Annotated in this window: 14 protein-coding genes; 10 read left to right on the top strand and 4 right to left on the bottom strand. The window is 65.8% G+C overall.

The window, feature by feature from the left end:
- The first annotated feature begins 180 nt into the window (after positions 1–180).
- From HZZ13_RS05835 to HZZ13_RS05815, 5 genes are all read left to right on the top strand, one after another.
- Positions 181–360: a hypothetical protein gene (locus HZZ13_RS05835; RefSeq protein WP_197958688.1), complete on the top strand. Its 180-nt coding sequence runs from the start codon at positions 181–183 to the stop codon at positions 358–360.
- A 119-nt stretch (positions 361–479) separates the two neighbouring features.
- Entirely contained in the window at positions 480–1,142 is a 663-nt protein-coding gene (locus HZZ13_RS05830; protein WP_197958687.1) for a protein-L-isoaspartate O-methyltransferase family protein, read from the top strand.
- Between the two features lie 203 nt (positions 1,143–1,345).
- Entirely contained in the window at positions 1,346–2,731 is a 1,386-nt protein-coding gene (locus tag HZZ13_RS05825; protein ID WP_197958686.1) for a TolC family outer membrane protein, read from the top strand.
- A 302-nt stretch (positions 2,732–3,033) separates the two neighbouring features.
- Entirely contained in the window at positions 3,034–3,792 is a 759-nt protein-coding gene (locus HZZ13_RS05820) for a PopZ family protein (RefSeq protein ID WP_197958685.1), read from the top strand.
- 142 nt (positions 3,793–3,934) lie between these two features.
- Entirely contained in the window at positions 3,935–6,811 is a 2,877-nt protein-coding gene (locus tag HZZ13_RS05815) for a valine--tRNA ligase (protein WP_197958684.1), read from the top strand.
- A gap of 2 nt (positions 6,812–6,813) precedes the next feature.
- Here HZZ13_RS05815 and HZZ13_RS05810 read toward each other — a convergent pair whose 3' ends face one another.
- Positions 6,814–7,416: a DNA-3-methyladenine glycosylase gene (locus tag HZZ13_RS05810; RefSeq protein WP_197958683.1), complete on the bottom strand. Its 603-nt coding sequence runs from the start codon at positions 7,414–7,416 to the stop codon at positions 6,814–6,816.
- A gap of 130 nt (positions 7,417–7,546) precedes the next feature.
- On the opposite strand from HZZ13_RS05810, the gene lipA reads away from it, so the two are divergent.
- Both lipA and HZZ13_RS05800 read left to right on the top strand, forming a co-directional pair.
- On the top strand, positions 7,547–8,503 hold the full coding sequence (lipA, locus tag HZZ13_RS05805; RefSeq protein WP_197958682.1) for a lipoyl synthase: 957 nt from the start codon (positions 7,547–7,549) through the stop codon (positions 8,501–8,503).
- 6 nt (positions 8,504–8,509) lie between these two features.
- Positions 8,510–8,980, top strand: a complete 471-nt coding sequence (locus HZZ13_RS05800) for a type II toxin-antitoxin system RatA family toxin (protein WP_197952569.1) — start codon at positions 8,510–8,512, stop codon at positions 8,978–8,980.
- Positions 8,981–9,125: 145 nt separating this feature from the next.
- Here the strand turns inward: HZZ13_RS05800 and HZZ13_RS05795 are convergent, their stop codons facing one another.
- Together HZZ13_RS05795 and HZZ13_RS05790 are read right to left on the bottom strand one after the other, a co-directional pair.
- Positions 9,126–9,734, bottom strand: a complete 609-nt coding sequence (locus HZZ13_RS05795) for a CinA family protein (protein ID WP_197958884.1) — start codon at positions 9,732–9,734, stop codon at positions 9,126–9,128.
- Positions 9,735–9,740: 6 nt separating this feature from the next.
- The gene (locus tag HZZ13_RS05790; protein WP_197958681.1) at positions 9,741–10,937 is read right to left on the bottom strand and encodes a bifunctional 2-C-methyl-D-erythritol 4-phosphate cytidylyltransferase/2-C-methyl-D-erythritol 2,4-cyclodiphosphate synthase; all 1,197 of its coding nucleotides are present in this window, start codon (positions 10,935–10,937) and stop codon (positions 9,741–9,743) included.
- Positions 10,938–11,214: 277 nt separating this feature from the next.
- On the opposite strand from HZZ13_RS05790, the gene dusB reads away from it, so the two are divergent.
- From dusB to ntrC, 3 genes are read left to right on the top strand one after another with little or no spacing between them, the layout of a single operon-like run.
- Positions 11,215–12,216: a tRNA dihydrouridine synthase DusB gene (dusB, locus tag HZZ13_RS05785; protein ID WP_197958883.1), complete on the top strand. Its 1,002-nt coding sequence runs from the start codon at positions 11,215–11,217 to the stop codon at positions 12,214–12,216.
- Complete coding sequence (locus HZZ13_RS05780; protein ID WP_197958680.1) at positions 12,213–13,388, top strand: two-component system sensor histidine kinase NtrB; 1,176 nt, start codon at positions 12,213–12,215, stop codon at positions 13,386–13,388. Before dusB ends, HZZ13_RS05780 begins: the two co-directional genes overlap by 4 nt.
- A 9-nt stretch (positions 13,389–13,397) precedes the next feature.
- Positions 13,398–14,840 (top strand): nitrogen regulation protein NR(I), encoded by a 1,443-nt coding sequence (gene ntrC / locus HZZ13_RS05775; protein ID WP_122403283.1) that lies wholly within the window; start codon positions 13,398–13,400, stop codon positions 14,838–14,840.
- Between the two features lie 168 nt (positions 14,841–15,008).
- Here ntrC and HZZ13_RS05770 read toward each other — a convergent pair whose 3' ends face one another.
- Positions 15,009–15,155 (bottom strand): hypothetical protein, encoded by a 147-nt coding sequence (locus tag HZZ13_RS05770; protein WP_167361662.1) that lies wholly within the window; start codon positions 15,153–15,155, stop codon positions 15,009–15,011.
- Positions 15,156–15,206: the final 51 nt, after the last annotated feature.

Here is a 15,206-nt window from a genome sequence, read left to right as displayed (position 1 = left end):
TCTTGATGTGATGCGCGATGCCGTTGCGTTGCCGTCTGAGCGGTACGTCGGCGGATCCCTGGCCGGAATCGCCTTCAAAACAGATGTGTGCATGGACGCCATCGCGCCATCGGGGCGGCGTCAAATCGGCTCAATTGATTCCGAGCCTCGCGGCTGCCGGATCTTCACGGAGCTGATTTCATGCGAGACACCCACATCGACCATTCGCATATGGCCCCCTCGATTCTGCCTGCCGACGTCCCCAATTTGAGCGACGACGAATGCCTCGCCTGTCTGGCGCGCGCGGTCGAGACGCCCGATTCGGCGCGGCTGGACGAGGTCGCCGCTCTGATCGGTCGCCTCGCGGTCGCCATCGAGTAATCCGCCAGGTGCGGCAGCCTTGCCGGCCCTCGAACCGCCATGTTGCGTTTTGACCGAGCATGCTCCAAAAGATGCCGCGATTTTTCTCCGCGGCATCGTCCGCATTGCAGGGTCCGCAAATGTCCGGTTTTTCGACCGCGCGCCAAAAAATGGTCGATGGCCAGGTGCGCACCAATGACGTCACCGACCGTCGTGTTCTCGATGCCATGCTCACGGTGCCGCGCGAGGCGTTCGTGCCGGCCGGCAGGCAGGCGCTGGCTTACCTCGATCTCGACCTCGACGTGAGCGAAGGCCCCGCCAAGCGGTTCCTGATCAAGCCGGCGCTGACCGGCAAGCTGCTCCAGGCCGCCGAAATCGGCGAGGGCGACAACGTTCTGGTCGTCGGCTGCGCCACCGGCTACCTCGCCGCACTGGCCGCCAAGCTGGCGCGTCAGGTCACGGCGACCGAGTGCGATTCGGCGTTGGCCGCCAAGGCCAGAGACGCCGTCACGGCCCAGGGGCTTTCTAACGTCGCCTGCAAGGCGGCGGCTTGCACCGACGGGGACCCTGCTGCCGCCCCCTATGATGTAATTGTTCTCAACGGCGCGGCCGAGGTGATGCCGGAAGCTCTGCTCGGGCAGCTGAAGGAGGGGGGGCGTCTGGTGGGGGTGTCGGCCGAATCGAGGCCGCCGCGCGCGCTGATCGTGACCCGTACCCACGGCGAATTCGGCCATCGGGCCCTGTTCGAGGCCGCCGCCCCGGTCCTTCCCGGGCTGGAACGGGCGGCTGCCTTCGTCTTCTGATGGCCCAAAACCGCCCCAAATCCCGTTCTGAATCAGAAGTGTGGCCGGGATGCTGCACGTGAAGAGTTTCCACTGAGAACCACCCTCGGGTGGTTCCGTCGCGCTTGACCGCGTCCTATGTTGCGACGGGGCAACGACTCCATTGATACGGTAACCCGGCTCGCGGGCACGAGCCGGGCGTTAGAATGAACGGAATTTCACGGATGCATGGGGTGAAGCTCTTCACCGGAGCTGCGGTTTCGGTCCTGCTGCTGGCGCTTGCCGGGCCGACGCCTGCCTTGGCGGATACGATCGACGCTGCACTGGTGCGCGCCTATCAGAACAATCCGCAGCTCAACGCGCAGCGTGCCCAGGTGCGCTCGACCGACGAAAACGTGCCGCAGGCCTTGTCTGGCTATCGTCCGCGGGTCTCGATGACGGCAAGCGGTGGCTATCAATATCAGGATCTGCAGAGCGGCGTCGGCACCAACTCGATCCACGGAACCACGTTACCTCGCAGCGCTGGAATTACCGCTTCGCAGACGCTCTACAATGGCAATCAGACCGCCAACAGAACGCGGGCGGCGGAGAGCCAGGTGTCCGGGGCCCGCGAAGCGCTGCGCAGCCTCGATCAAACTGTGCTGCTTCAGGCGGCAACGACCTACATGGACTATTTGCGCGATGCCGCAACGCTGGAAGTCCAGCGCAGCAACGTACGCGTGCTCGAGCAGACATTGAAGCAGACCCGCGATCGCTTCAATGTCGGCGAGGTGACGCGCACCGACGTTGCGCAATCGGAAGCACAGCTGGCCGCCGGCAGGACCCAGGCCCTTACCGCGGAGGCAAATCTCACCACCACGCGCGCAAACTTCCGCCGCATCATCGGCAACGAGCCGACGAATCTTGCACCCGGTTCACCCGTCGATCGTTTCCTGCCCGCGACCCTTGCCGCAGCGATCGAGCTTGGCCTCATCGAGCATCCCAACGTCACGGCCGCGATGTTCGGCATCGACGTCAATTACCTGCAGGTCAAGGTCGCCGAAGGTGCGTTGCTGCCGACGATGACCATCCAGGCATCGGCCACGCAGGCCAACGAACAGTCCTTGATTTCGTTGCGCTCGTTCAGCGCATCCGCGATCGCGCAGCTCTCGGTGCCGATTTATCAGGGCGGTAGCGAATACGCGCTGATCCGCCAGTCCAAGGAGAACCTGGCGCAGCAGCGCCTCAACCTCGAAACGACTCGCGACCAGACCCGTGCGACCGTTGTGCAATGGTGGGGCTCGCTGCAGGCCACCAAGGCGCAGGTGCAGTCGGCCCAGGCGCAGGTGGCCGCGTCCGAGATCGCCCTGAACGGCGTACGTGAGGAGGCCAAGGCCGGCCAGCGCACCACGCTGGACGTACTCAATGCGCAGCAGGCGCTGGTGAATGCGCGCGTTGCGTTGGTGACCGCGCAGCACGATCGCGTCGTCGCATCCTATAACGTCCTCGCGGCGGTCGGGCGTCTGTCGCCGCAAGTCCTCGGCCTTGCGACCACGACCTACGACCCCAGCGTTCACTACCATCAGGTCCGCGACAGCTGGGCGGGTGTGCGCACGCCGGACGGCCGCTGATTCCCGTAATCGTCCGGTCGATCTCCGCGAACAGCCGAGGTCGACCGGTGCTTTGCTTGCAATCGTCAAAATCCCTGACATAGCCTTGCCAAGATGATGCGGGTCGATTCGCCCCGCATTGATGTCATGTGCGTAACGCTTCAGTGCGGGGGCAGGGCGCACCGCTGCACGTCGAGCCGTGATCTGGGGACAAGTCGGGCTGCGGCGACGAAAATGGGGACCTGTCGTTGCGGAACCGGCCAATCCTGCCGTGCTTGGTGTAAAACAACGCATGCGAGGGCGTTGATGATGTGGAGTCGGAGATGACGCAGCCTGCAAAGGTCACAGAACCCTCGATGGAGGAGATTCTGGCCTCGATCCGGCGCATCATTGCCGACGATGAGGCAAAGCCTCCGCCGGCCGAGGCCGCCAAACCCGAGAAGGCTGCTGCGCCCGCCGCGCCGCCGAAGCCGCAGGCGATGAACGACATTCCGCCATCCAAGGTCGCTCCGCCCAAACCCGCCGCCGAGAAGCCCGTACCGCCGCCGGCTGCAAAGCCGGCGTCGCCACCTGCGCCCGCGGCGGACGCATCCAACAGCCAGGACGATATCGACGCGCTGCTGGCGGGTCTCGATGCGGCCACACCGGCGCCTGAGGTCCGCGCGCCCGAGCCAGAGCCCGAGCCGGACGTGCTCGAACTCACCGACGACATGGCGATGGACCCGACGCCGCCTCCACCGCCGCCGAGCTTCCGCAAGGTCGAGCCACGCGACGATCTCGAATTCGCCGAGCCGCCGCAGCCGCGGCCCGCTCCGCCGCCGTCCTACGCGCCGGTGGACTTCGACGCGCCGCCGCTGCCCCCGCAGCAGCCGATCCTGGCGCAATCGACGGTCTCCGCGGTCGAATCCGCCTTCAACTCCCTGGCCCATACGGTGCTCAGCAGCAACGCGCGGACGCTGGAGGATCTGGTCAAGGAGATGCTGCGGCCGATGCTGAAGTCCTGGCTCGACGACAACCTGCCCGGCCTCGTTGAACGCATCGTGAAGGCCGAAATCGAGCGGGTCTCGCGCGGGGGCCGCTGAGCGCGGCCGAAGGGCCCTCATAAAGCCCGGATAGGGTGTCATTTTCGAGCCCCGGCCCCCGGGCCGGAAAGCGCTGTTGCCGCCGCGTTTTCCCTGAGCTTTTCGTTGACTTGGCCCCCTCGCGCGGCTTTCTAGCAGCCCCATGATCGAGAAAAATTACCAGCCCGCCGATATCGAAACCCGCATGTCCGTGGTGTGGGAGGACAGCCTTGCGTTCAAGGCTGGCCGGCCCGACCGCCGTGATGCCGTGCCTTTCACCATCGTGATCCCGCCGCCGAACGTGACGGGCTCGCTGCACATGGGCCACGCCCTCAACAATACGCTGCAGGACATCCTGTGCCGGTTCGAGCGCATGCGCGGCCGCGACGTGCTGTGGCAGCCCGGCACCGACCATGCCGGCATCGCCACCCAGATGGTGGTCGAGCGGCAGCTGATGGAGCGCCAGCAGCCCGGCCGCCGCGAGATGGGCCGCGAGAAGTTTCTGGAGCGGGTCTGGCAGTGGAAGGCCGAGAGCGGCGACACCATCATCAACCAGCTCAAGCGTCTCGGTGCGTCCTGCGACTGGTCGCGCGAGCGCTTCACCATGGACGAGGGCCTGTCGAAGGCCGTCGTCAAGGTGTTCGTCGAGCTGCACCGCGAGGGCCTGATCTACAAGGACAAGCGGCTGGTGAACTGGGACACCAAGCTGCTCACCGCGATTTCGGATCTCGAGGTGCAGCAGACCGAGGTCAAGGGCCACCTCTGGTATCTGCGCTATCCGATCGAGGGCAAGACGTTCAGCCCCGAGGATCCCTCGAGCTTCATCGTCGTCGCTACCACGCGCCCCGAGACCATGCTCGGCGACACCGGCGTGGCCGTGCATCCGGAGGATGAGCGCTATCAGAAGCTGATCGGCAAGAACGTCATCCTGCCGCTGGTCGGCCGCAAGATCCAGATCGTCGCCGACGAATATTCCGATCCGGAGAAGGGATCGGGCGCCGTGAAGGTGACGCCGGCGCACGACTTCAACGATTTCGAGGTCGGCAACCGCCACGGCCTGCGCCGGATCAGCGTGCTCGACAGGGAAGGCTGTCTCGATCTCCTCAACAACGAGGATTATCTGCACGACCTGCCCGAAGGCGCCGCGCAATTCGCCGAGGAGTTCCACAAGGTCGACCGCTTCGCCGCGCGCAAGCGCATCGTCGAGCGGCTGGAATCGTTCGGCTTCGTCGAGCGGATCGAGCCGCACACCCACACGGTGCCGCACGGCGATCGCTCTGGCAGCGTGATCGAGCCGTATCTGACCGACCAGTGGTATGTCGACGCGAAGACGCTGGCGAAGCCTGCGATCGCGGCGGTGCGTTCGGGCGAAACGACGTTCGTGCCGAAGAACTGGGAAAAGACCTATTTCGACTGGATGGAGAACATCCAGCCCTGGTGCATCTCGCGTCAGCTCTGGTGGGGTCACCAGATCCCGGCCTGGTACGGGCCTGACGGCAAGGTCTTCGTCGCCGAGACCGAGGAGGAGGCCGTCAGCCACGCGCTCGGCTATTACGTCGAGCAGGAAGTCATCACGCCCGAGCAGGGCCGCGAGATGGCGCTCGACCGCAACAAGCGCGAAGGCTTCATCACGCGCGACGAGGATGTGCTCGACACCTGGTTCTCCTCGGCGCTGTGGCCGTTCTCGACGCTCGGCTGGCCAGACGAGACGCCCGAGGTGCAGCGCTACTACCCGACCAATGCGCTGGTGACCGGCTTCGACATCATCTTCTTCTGGGTCGCCCGCATGATGATGATGGGCCTGCACTTCATGAAGGAGGTGCCGTTCTCGACCGTCTACATCCACGCCCTCGTTCGCGACGAGAAGGGCGCCAAGATGTCGAAGTCGAAGGGCAACGTCATCGATCCGCTCCACCTGATCGACGAATACGGCGCGGACGCGCTGCGCTTCACGCTGGCGGCGATGGCAGCGCAGGGCCGCGACATCAAGCTCGCCACCAGTCGCGTCGAAGGCTACCGCAATTTCGCGACCAAGCTCTGGAACGCGTGCCGGTTCGCGGAGATGAACCATTGTGCCGTGCCGGAAGGCTTCGAGCCGGCGAAGGCGAAGGAGACGCTGAACCGCTGGATCGCGCATGAGACAGCCCACACCACGCGCGAGGTGACCGAGGCGATCGAAGCCTATCGCTTCAACGATGCCGCCGGCAGCATCTACCGCTTCGTCTGGAACGTCTATTGCGACTGGTATGTCGAGCTCGCCAAGCCCGTGCTGCTCGGTCCGGACAGCTCGGCCAAGGACGAGACCCGCGCCATGGTCGCCTGGGCGCGCGACGAGATCCTGAAGCTGCTGCATCCCTTCATGCCCTTCATCACCGAGGAGCTGTGGGAAGTGACGGCCAAGCGCGAGGGCCTGCTCGCGCTGGCGCCGTGGCCGCTGAGGCCGGTCGAGCCGACGCCGGAGCAGCTCGCGATGCTCGCGGTGACCACGGGACCGACCGATGCGCTCGTCTCGCCGGCCTGGGTCCTGCCGATCTTCGATCATGCCGACTTCACCGACCCGGCTGCCGAGGCCGAGATCGGCTGGGTCATCGACCTCGTCACGCAGATCCGCTCGGTGCGCGCCGAGATGAACATCGCGCCGGCAACGCTGACGGCGCTGGTGCTCGCAGGCGCCTCCGCGGAGACGAAGGAGCGCGCGCCGCGCTGGACCGATGTCATCAAGCGCATGGCGCGGCTGTCGGACATGTCGTTCGCCGACCGCGCGCCTGACGGCGCTGTCCAGCTGCTGGTGCGCGGTGAAGTCGCCGCGCTGCCGCTCAAGGGCGTGATCGACGTCGCCGCCGAGCGCGCGCGTCTCGACAAGGAGATCGCCAAGGCCGAGGCCGACATCAAGCGCGCCGAATCCAAGCTGGCGAACGAGAAGTTCGTCGCCAACGCGGCCGAGGAGGTGGTCGAGGAGGAGCGCGAAAAGCGTGAGGCGGCGCTGGCCCGCAAGGCCAAGCTGCTCGAGGCGCTGGAGCGGCTGAAGCAGGCGTCTTAGGCTTACTTCGGAAACGGCTTGCTCAAGAATTTCGAGTCCCTGACGCCATAGCGCCAGGGCAGCTCGACTGCCTTGGTGATGCCGATGCGGATGCCGGTTGCGACCTCGACATCCTCGGTCCGCGCATGCAGCGCGATGGGAGGCCGATCCAGCGGCAGGGCGTTGTGCGCGATGGTGATGCCGAGCGCTTCGGTCAACTTGCCTGGGCCCGAGCACAGCGCGTGCGCGTCCTGCAGATGCCGGCGTCGGCGCATCGCAGCTAAGCCGTGCGTCGGCTCCAGCGCGCGGATCAGCACGGCGCTGGCCGAGCCTTCTTCCTCGCAGACGAAGTTCACGCACCAGTGGATGCCGTAGGAGCGGTAGACATAGGCAAAGCCCGGCGGACCGAACATGACCTGGTTCCGCGGCGTCGGTCCGCGATAGGAGTGCGCGGCTGGGTCGGTATGATGATAGGCCTCGACCTCGACAATGATCCCGCCGACGCCGTCGACCAGCATGGTGGCACCGATGAGATCGTGTGCGACCTCGTGCACGCTGCGTCCGAAGAAGGCGCGCTTCAGCTGCTTGCCGAGCCGCGGCGGTGAAGTGTTCGAGATTGGAGCCATTCGAGGTGAGAATCGCCTGAAAACAGAGCAGGATATTGCCCATATCTGCCATGTTCCCTGAAGCGGGGCGAGCCGGGTTGCGATGCCAGGCCAGACCGACTAGGTAGGGCCTGAACAGACCGGACACCCCATGGTCGTTATTGTCGATACCATCTCGAACCCGCTGCGCCCGCGCCACCCTGAAAAGGTGAATCGGCCTGATTCCGCTTCGCCGCCGAAGCCGGACTGGATCCGCGTGCGCGCGCCCAACACCCGCGGCTATGCCGACACCCGCAACATCGTCCGGTCGAACGGCCTGCACACGGTGTGCGAGGAGGCGGGTTGCCCGAACATCGGCGAGTGCTGGGACAAGAAACACGCGACCTTCATGATCATGGGGGACACCTGCACCCGGGCCTGCGCCTTCTGCAACGTCAAGACCGGCCTGCCGAATGCGCTGGATGCGGCCGAGCCGCAGCACGTCGCCGAAGCGACCGCCAAGCTGGGCCTGGCCCACGTCGTCATCACCTCGGTCGACCGCGACGACCTCGCTGACGGCGGCGCCGAGCATTTCGCCCAGACCATCCGCGCGATCCGGACCGCGTGCCCTTCGACCACGATCGAGATCCTGACACCCGACTTCCTGCGCAAGGAAGGCGCGCTCGAAATCGTCGTCGCGGCGAGGCCCGACGTGTTCAACCACAATCTCGAGACCGTGCCGTCGCGCTATCTCACGGTGCGGCCGGGCGCGCGCTATTTCCATTCGATCCGGCTGCTGCAGCGGGTCAAGGAGCTCGATCCCACCATCTTCACCAAGTCCGGTATCATGGTCGGCCTCGGCGAGGAGCGCCATGAGGTGCAGCAGGTGATGGACGATCTGCGCTCGGCCGACGTCGACTTCCTGACCATCGGCCAATATCTGCAGCCGACCCGCAAACATCACGCGGTGATGCGCTACGTGCCGCCGGACGAGTTCTCGTCCTATGAAAAGATCGCCTACACCAAGGGATTCCTGATGGTGTCGGCTAGCCCGCTCACCCGCTCGTCGCATCATGCCGGCGAGGATTTCGCGAGACTGAAGGCTGCGCGGGCAGCTCACGCCCGCTGACGTACCATGCATCGAGTTTCGAGCAAGCACCGCGTCAACCACAGTGCGTCCGAGATGTTTGATCTGGTCGCCGATGTCGAGCGCTACCCGGAATTCGTGCCGCTGTGCAGCGCCCTCAAGGTCCGGCAGCGCATGGCGAAGCCCGACGGCACCGAGGTGCTGATCGCGGACATGACGGTGTCGTTCAAGCTGGTGAGGGAGTCCTTCACCAGCCGCGTGACGCTCGACCGCGCCAATCTGAAGATCCTGGTCGAATATCTGCAAGGTCCGTTCAGGAATCTGGAAAACCGTTGGACGTTCGAGCCCAAAGGTGAGGGCGTCTGCGACGTCGGTTTCTTCCTCGCCTACGAATTCAAGAGCCGCATGCTGGCGATGCTGATGGGCTCGATGTTCGATGCTGCATTCGCGCGGTTCTCGACTGCGTTCGAGAAGCGGGCGGACGCGATCTACGGCCGGCCGAAGCTGGCGTCGACGTAACTTCGCTGCATCTTGCGCGTCGACCCGGGCCACCTTCGGCATATTGACCGTCAGCGCAAAGGCGAAACCGTCTGAAGCCAACGCGGTCAAGCAGTGCGTGCTCGATCATGCGAGCGCGTTGCTCGCGTCGGCGGCCTGAGCTGCTTTATCCCCGCGGCGAACGTGGCGGCCTGCGCTTCACCGCATGCCGGCGCGGCGAGCGGGTCACGCGCGGGCGCAGGCGGCTTGCGACGGCACGTTGCGGCTTGGCCGTGACTTGCGGGCCGCGGGCGAGGTCCATCAGCATGCGCAGAGCCTCGACCACGGAGCGGGCGCGCACGGCGCTGCGACCGATGGCGCCGAAGCGGTGCTCGCGGTGGATGATCCGGCCATCGCGCGCGGCGGCCGCGAAGTGCACGAGACCGACCGGCTTGCCGGGCGTGGCGCCGCCCGGGCCGGCGATGCCGGTGATGGCGACGGCGAGATCGACATCGGCGCGCTCCAGCGCACCGATCGCCATCGCGGTCGCGGTCTCCTTGCTGACGGCGCCGAAATTGGCCAGCGTGCTCGCCTCGACGCCAAGCATCGCGCGCTTGGCCTCGTTGGAATAGGTGACGAAGCCGCGGTCGATCACATCGGAGGAGCCGGGGATGTCGGTCAGCGCGCCCGCAACGAGGCCGCCGGTGCAGGATTCGGCGGTCGCGATCGTCAGCTTGCGCATCCGGCATAAATCGAGCAGCGAGCGGGAAAGGGCGCGTGCGTCGCTGCCGCCCACCATGGCTTACACGCTCCAAGTCTTTTCGTTAAAGGGCAGGCGGATGGTGGCGCTCGCGGTCGCCGCGATGCCTTCCTCACGGCCGGTGAAGCCGAGCCGCTCGCTGGTGGTCGCCTTCACCGCGACGCGCGAGATGTCGACGCCCGAGATCTCGGCAATGCGCGCCCGCATGGTGTCGCGCAACGGACCGATCTTGGGCCGCTCGCAGATCAGCGTCACCTCGAGATTGGCGACGCGGCCGCCACGCGCCGTGACGCGCTCGATGGCGTATTTGAGGAACTGGTCGGAGGAGGCGCCCTTCCACTTCGGATCGCTCGGCGGGAAATGCGAGCCGATGTCGCCGTCGGCGAGCGCGCCGAGAATGGCGTCGACCAGCGCATGCAGGCCGACATCGCCGTCGGAATGAGCCAGGAAGCCCTTGGCGTGTGGCACGCGGACGCCGCAGATCATGACGTGGTCGCCTTCGCCGAAGGCGTGCACGTCATAGCCGGTGCCGGTCCTGATGTCGCCGAGCTGCGCGGCCAGGCGCGCTTCCTCGCGCACGAAATCCTCGGGAGTTGTGAGCTTCATGTTGGCAACATCGCCTTCAAAGGTTGCAACCGTCAATCCCGCCCATTCGGCAATCGCGGCATCGTCGGTGAAATCCGAGCGTCCATCCCTTGCCGCGCGACGATGCGCCTCGAGGATGACGTCGAAGCGAAAGGATTGCGGCGTCTGTGCGATTCGCAAGGAGGCGCGCTCCGGTGTGGCCTCGACGTTGCCGCTTTCGCCGGTGACCTTGATGGTGTCGGTGACCGGAACGGTGGGGATCGCAGCACCGGTGCGGCTCGCCGCCTCGATCGCACGCGAGATCACGCCTTCCGAGACGAACGGCCGCGCGGCGTCGTGGATCAGCACGATGTCCGGCTTGTGCTTCGCCAGCGCTTCAAGGCCGGCGAGTACCGATGCCTGCCGCGTCGCGCCCCCATTGGTCGGCGGCTCGTGCCTGAGCCCTGCGACCGCGGCAGTGAACATGGCGCCGTCGTCGGGGTTCACCACCGGCTGCACCGCGAACACGTCAGCGTGACGGCTGAACGCTTCCATCGCGCGGTGGATCACGGGCACGCCACCGATCTCGCGATATTGCTTCGGCCCGCCGGCGCCGGCGCGCAATCCGCGTCCGGCTGCGACAAGGACGACCGCGGTGCGCTGTGATTTCGCCATAGGACTCAAATACTCAATTGCCAATGAAAGAGCAGGGGGTGATTTGCCGGCATGCCTCTAGCACGGCAGGCCCGCAAAAAAAGGGGGTTTCCCCGGATTGTGGGAAACAGCATTTTGCTGCACTGCACTTGAAAGATCTGCAGAACTGTCTAAACTGTAGGCATGACGCTTGACTGCACAAGAATTGTGCGCAAGATAGATCATGGCAGGCGCGATGAGGCCCTGCCCAGTCAACGAGACCCCCGTGACCGGCTCGGCAGTATCAGGCTCTAAGCCGTTGAAAATAGGCGATATTGAAGTCGCCACCCCGGTCTTCCTGGCGCCGATGTCGGGTGTGACTGACTCGCCCGTCCGCCGGCTGGCCGCCGAGCTTGGGGCTGGTCTCGTCGTGTCTGAAATGACCGCGAGCGATGAGCTCGCCAATGGCCACCGGATGTCCCGGTTGCGTTGCGAAGCCACGGGAATCGGCCCGCATGTGGTGCAGCTCGCCGGCTGCGAGGCGCACTGGATGGCGGAGGGCGCCCGGATCGCCGAAGCCGAAGGCGCCGATATCATCGACATCAACATGGGCTGTCCCGCCCGCCACGTGACCGGCGGGCAGTCCGGCTCGGCCTTGATGCGCGACCTCGACCATGCGGTCAGCCTGATCGAGGCGACGATCGCGGCGGTGAAGGTGCCGGTGACGCTGAAGATGCGCCTCGGCTGGGACGACCGCAGCCGCAACGCGCCGGAGCTGGCACGGCGCGCGGAGGCCGCCGGGGTCAAGCTCGTCACCGTGCACGGCCGCACCCGCTGCCAGTTCTACAAGGGCGAGGCCGATTGGGATGCGATCCGCGCCGTGCGCGAGGCCATCTCCATTCCGCTCGTCGTCAACGGCGACATCACCTCCTACGAGAAGGCGCTCGCGGCATTGGACGCCTCGGGCGCCGACGCCGTGATGATCGGCCGCGGCGCGCAGGGCCAGCCCTGGCTGCCGGGCCAGATCGGCCGCCGCCTGAAAGGCGGAGCCGCGGAAGCCGCGCCCTCGCTGGAGACCCAGCTGCATTATGTCCGCACGCTCTATGATGGCGTTTGTGCGCTCTATGGTCTGCGCATCGGGCTGCGGCATGCCCGCAAGCATCTGGGCTGGGCGCTCGACGTCGCAGCGCAGGCGAGCCGTGCGCCGGCCGAGAAGCTGAGATCCTGGCGGCAGAAGATCCTGGTCTCGGAGGATCCGCGCCTCGTTCACGGTTCACTGCAAGACGCCTTCGACGACTTCGCATGGAGCGCTGCTGCATGAGCTCAGCCGCTGAACATCGTCGGCCCGTTCTGTCCGACAGCGATGCGATCCTGGACGCGCTTCCCAATCCCGTGCTCCTGATCGGGCCGGACGGCAAGATCGTCGCCGCCAACATCGCGACCGAAGCCTTCTTCGAGATCTCCACGCAATTCCTGAAGCGGCAGTCGCTGAAGGAGCTGGTGCCGTTCGGCAGCCCCTTGCTGGCGCTGATCGACCAGGTGCGCTCCTCGAACTCGCCGGTCAACGAATACAAGGTCGATCTCGGCACGCCGCGCATGGGCGGCGACCGCCAGGTCGACCTGCACGTCGCGCCGCTCACCGAGCGGCCCGGCCATATCGTCGTGATGCTGCAGGAGCGCACCATCGCCGACAAGATGGACCGGCAGCTCACCCACCGCAGCGCAGCGCGCTCGGTGATAGCGCTAGCAGCAATGCTCGCGCACGAAATCAAGAATCCGCTTTCGGGCATTCGCGGCGCGGCACAGCTGCTGGAGCAGCAGGCCTCGTCCGAGGACCGCATGCTGACGCGGCTGATCTGCGACGAGGCCGACCGCATCGTGACGCTGGTCGACCGCATGGAAGTGTTCGGCGACGAGCGCCCCGTGGTGCGCGGTCCCGTCAACATCCATTCGGTGCTCGATCACGTGAAGCGGCTGGCGCAATCGGGCTTTGCCCGCAACATCCGCTTCATCGAGGACTACGATCCCTCGCTGCCGCCGGTGCTGGCGAACCAGGACCAGCTGATCCAGGTGTTCCTCAATCTCGTGAAGAACGCCGCCGAAGCGCTGATCGACGTGCCCGACTCTGAGATTCAGCTGACCACCGCGTTCCGCCCCGGCGTGCGCCTGTCAGTCCCCGGTCAAAAATCCCGGGTATCCCTTCCGCTCGAATTCTGCGTGAAGGACAACGGACCCGGCGTGCCCGACGATCTTCTGCCCAACCTGTTCGATCCCTTCGTGACCACCAAGCAGACCGGCTCGGGTCTCGGCCTTGCGCTGGTGGCCAAGATCGTCGGCGATCACGGGGGCATCATCGAATGCGAATCTCAGCCGCGCAAGACCACCTTCCGCGTGCTGATGCCGATGTACTCCACGTCGGTGAAACACTCCGATCAAAGCAGTCGCGACGGCTCTGCCGGGAAGTCGTCGCCTGCGTCACAGGGGGCAAAATGAGGATTAACAATGCCCGCAGGTAGCATTCTCGTAGCCGATGACGATACCGCCATCCGCACCGTTCTCAATCAGGCACTGTCCCGCGCCGGTTACGAAGTGCGGCTGACCGGCAATGCCGCAACGCTGTGGCGCTGGGTCAGCCAGGGCGAGGGCGATCTCGTCATCACCGACGTCGTGATGCCGGACGAAAACGCCTTCGACCTGTTGCCGCGGATCAAGAAGATGCGGCCGAACCTGCCCGTCATCGTCATGAGCGCGCAGAACACCTTCATGACGGCGATCCGCGCCTCCGAGCGCGGGGCTTACGAATATCTGCCGAAACCGTTCGACCTCAAGGAGCTGATCGCGATTGTCGGCCGCGCACTCGCCGAGCCGAAGGAGCGGACCTCGACGCCGGACGAGGATGCCGAGATGGAGGCGATCCCGCTGGTCGGCCGCTCGCCGGCCATGCAGGAAATCTACCGCGTGCTGGCGCGCCTGATGCAGACCGACCTTACCGTGATGATCACGGGCGAGTCCGGCACCGGCAAGGAGCTGGTGGCGCGGGCGCTGCACGATTACGGCAAGCGCCGCAACGGGCCGTTCGTCGCGGTCAACATGGCGGCGATCCCGCGCGATCTCATCGAGTCCGAATTGTTCGGCCACGAGCGCGGCGCCTTCACCGGCGCCAACACCCGTGCCTCCGGCCGGTTCGAGCAGGCCGAAGGCGGCACGCTGTTCCTGGATGAGATCGGCGACATGCCGATGGAGGCGCAGACGCGATTGCTGCGCGTGTTGCAGCAGGGCGAATACACCACGGTCGGCGGCCGCACCCCGATCAAGACCGACGTGCGCATCGTCGCGGCGTCCAACAAGGACCTGCGCGTGCTGATCCAGCAGGGTCTGTTCCGGGAAGACCTGTTCTTCCGCCTCAACGTCGTCCCGCTGCGACTGCCGCCGCTGCGCGAGCGCATCGAGGATCTGCCGGATCTCGTGCGGCACTTCTTCACGCTGGCCGAGAAGGATGGCTTGCCGCCGAAGAAGCTCGATGCGCTGGCGCTGGAGCGGCTGAAGCAGCACCGCTGGCCCGGCAATGTGCGCGAGCTCGAGAACCTCGCCCGGCGCCTCGCCGCGCTCTATCCGCAGGACGTGATCACGGCCTCCGTCATCGACGGCGAGCTCGCGCCGCCCTCGGTCAGCCCGGGCGCTGCGGTCCAGCAGGGCGTCGACAATCTCGGCGGCGCCGTGGAGGCATATCTGTCCTCGCACTTCCAGGGTTTTCCGAACGGCGTGCCGCCGCCCGGCCTCTATCACCGCATTCTCAAGGAGATCGAGGTGCCGCTGCTCACGGCCGCGCTCGCCGCTACCCGCGGCAACCAGATCCGCGCCGCGGACCTGCTCGGCCTCAACCGCAACACGCTGCGGAAGAAGATCCGCGACCTCGACATCCAGGTGTATCGGAGCGGGGGCTAGTCTCTCGAAGCGGCCGGTGGCTCAGCTCCTCCTACCAAGGCAGAGCTGAGCCTGTCCGGATCGCGCTGGCCGTTGTGGCTGACGCGGTGAGCAGAAGTCCTGACGGGACTGTAATGTTCCACCCGCACATTCAAATTGGTCATTTCGGCCGCAACGCGGCCATCACATCTATCTGACCAGTCCGCCGGATGCCGGCACCACGCTTGCGACGTTCAGGGGCGGCTGCTGAAGGCCGAGGCCGTTGACCAGGAGGTCGGCGGCCACGATCAGCAGCAGAACGGCTGAAACCATCGTCGCGAGAAAGATCCTATCCATGAAGGATCAAGCCGGGATGGTGGGAATCCGTTCCGTCTCACCGGCATGTGC

The organism is Bradyrhizobium agreste (genome assembly GCF_016031625.1).
GTDB classification, from domain to species: domain Bacteria; phylum Pseudomonadota; class Alphaproteobacteria; order Rhizobiales; family Xanthobacteraceae; genus Bradyrhizobium; species Bradyrhizobium agreste.
This window is presented reverse-complemented; position numbering and strand designations above follow the sequence as displayed.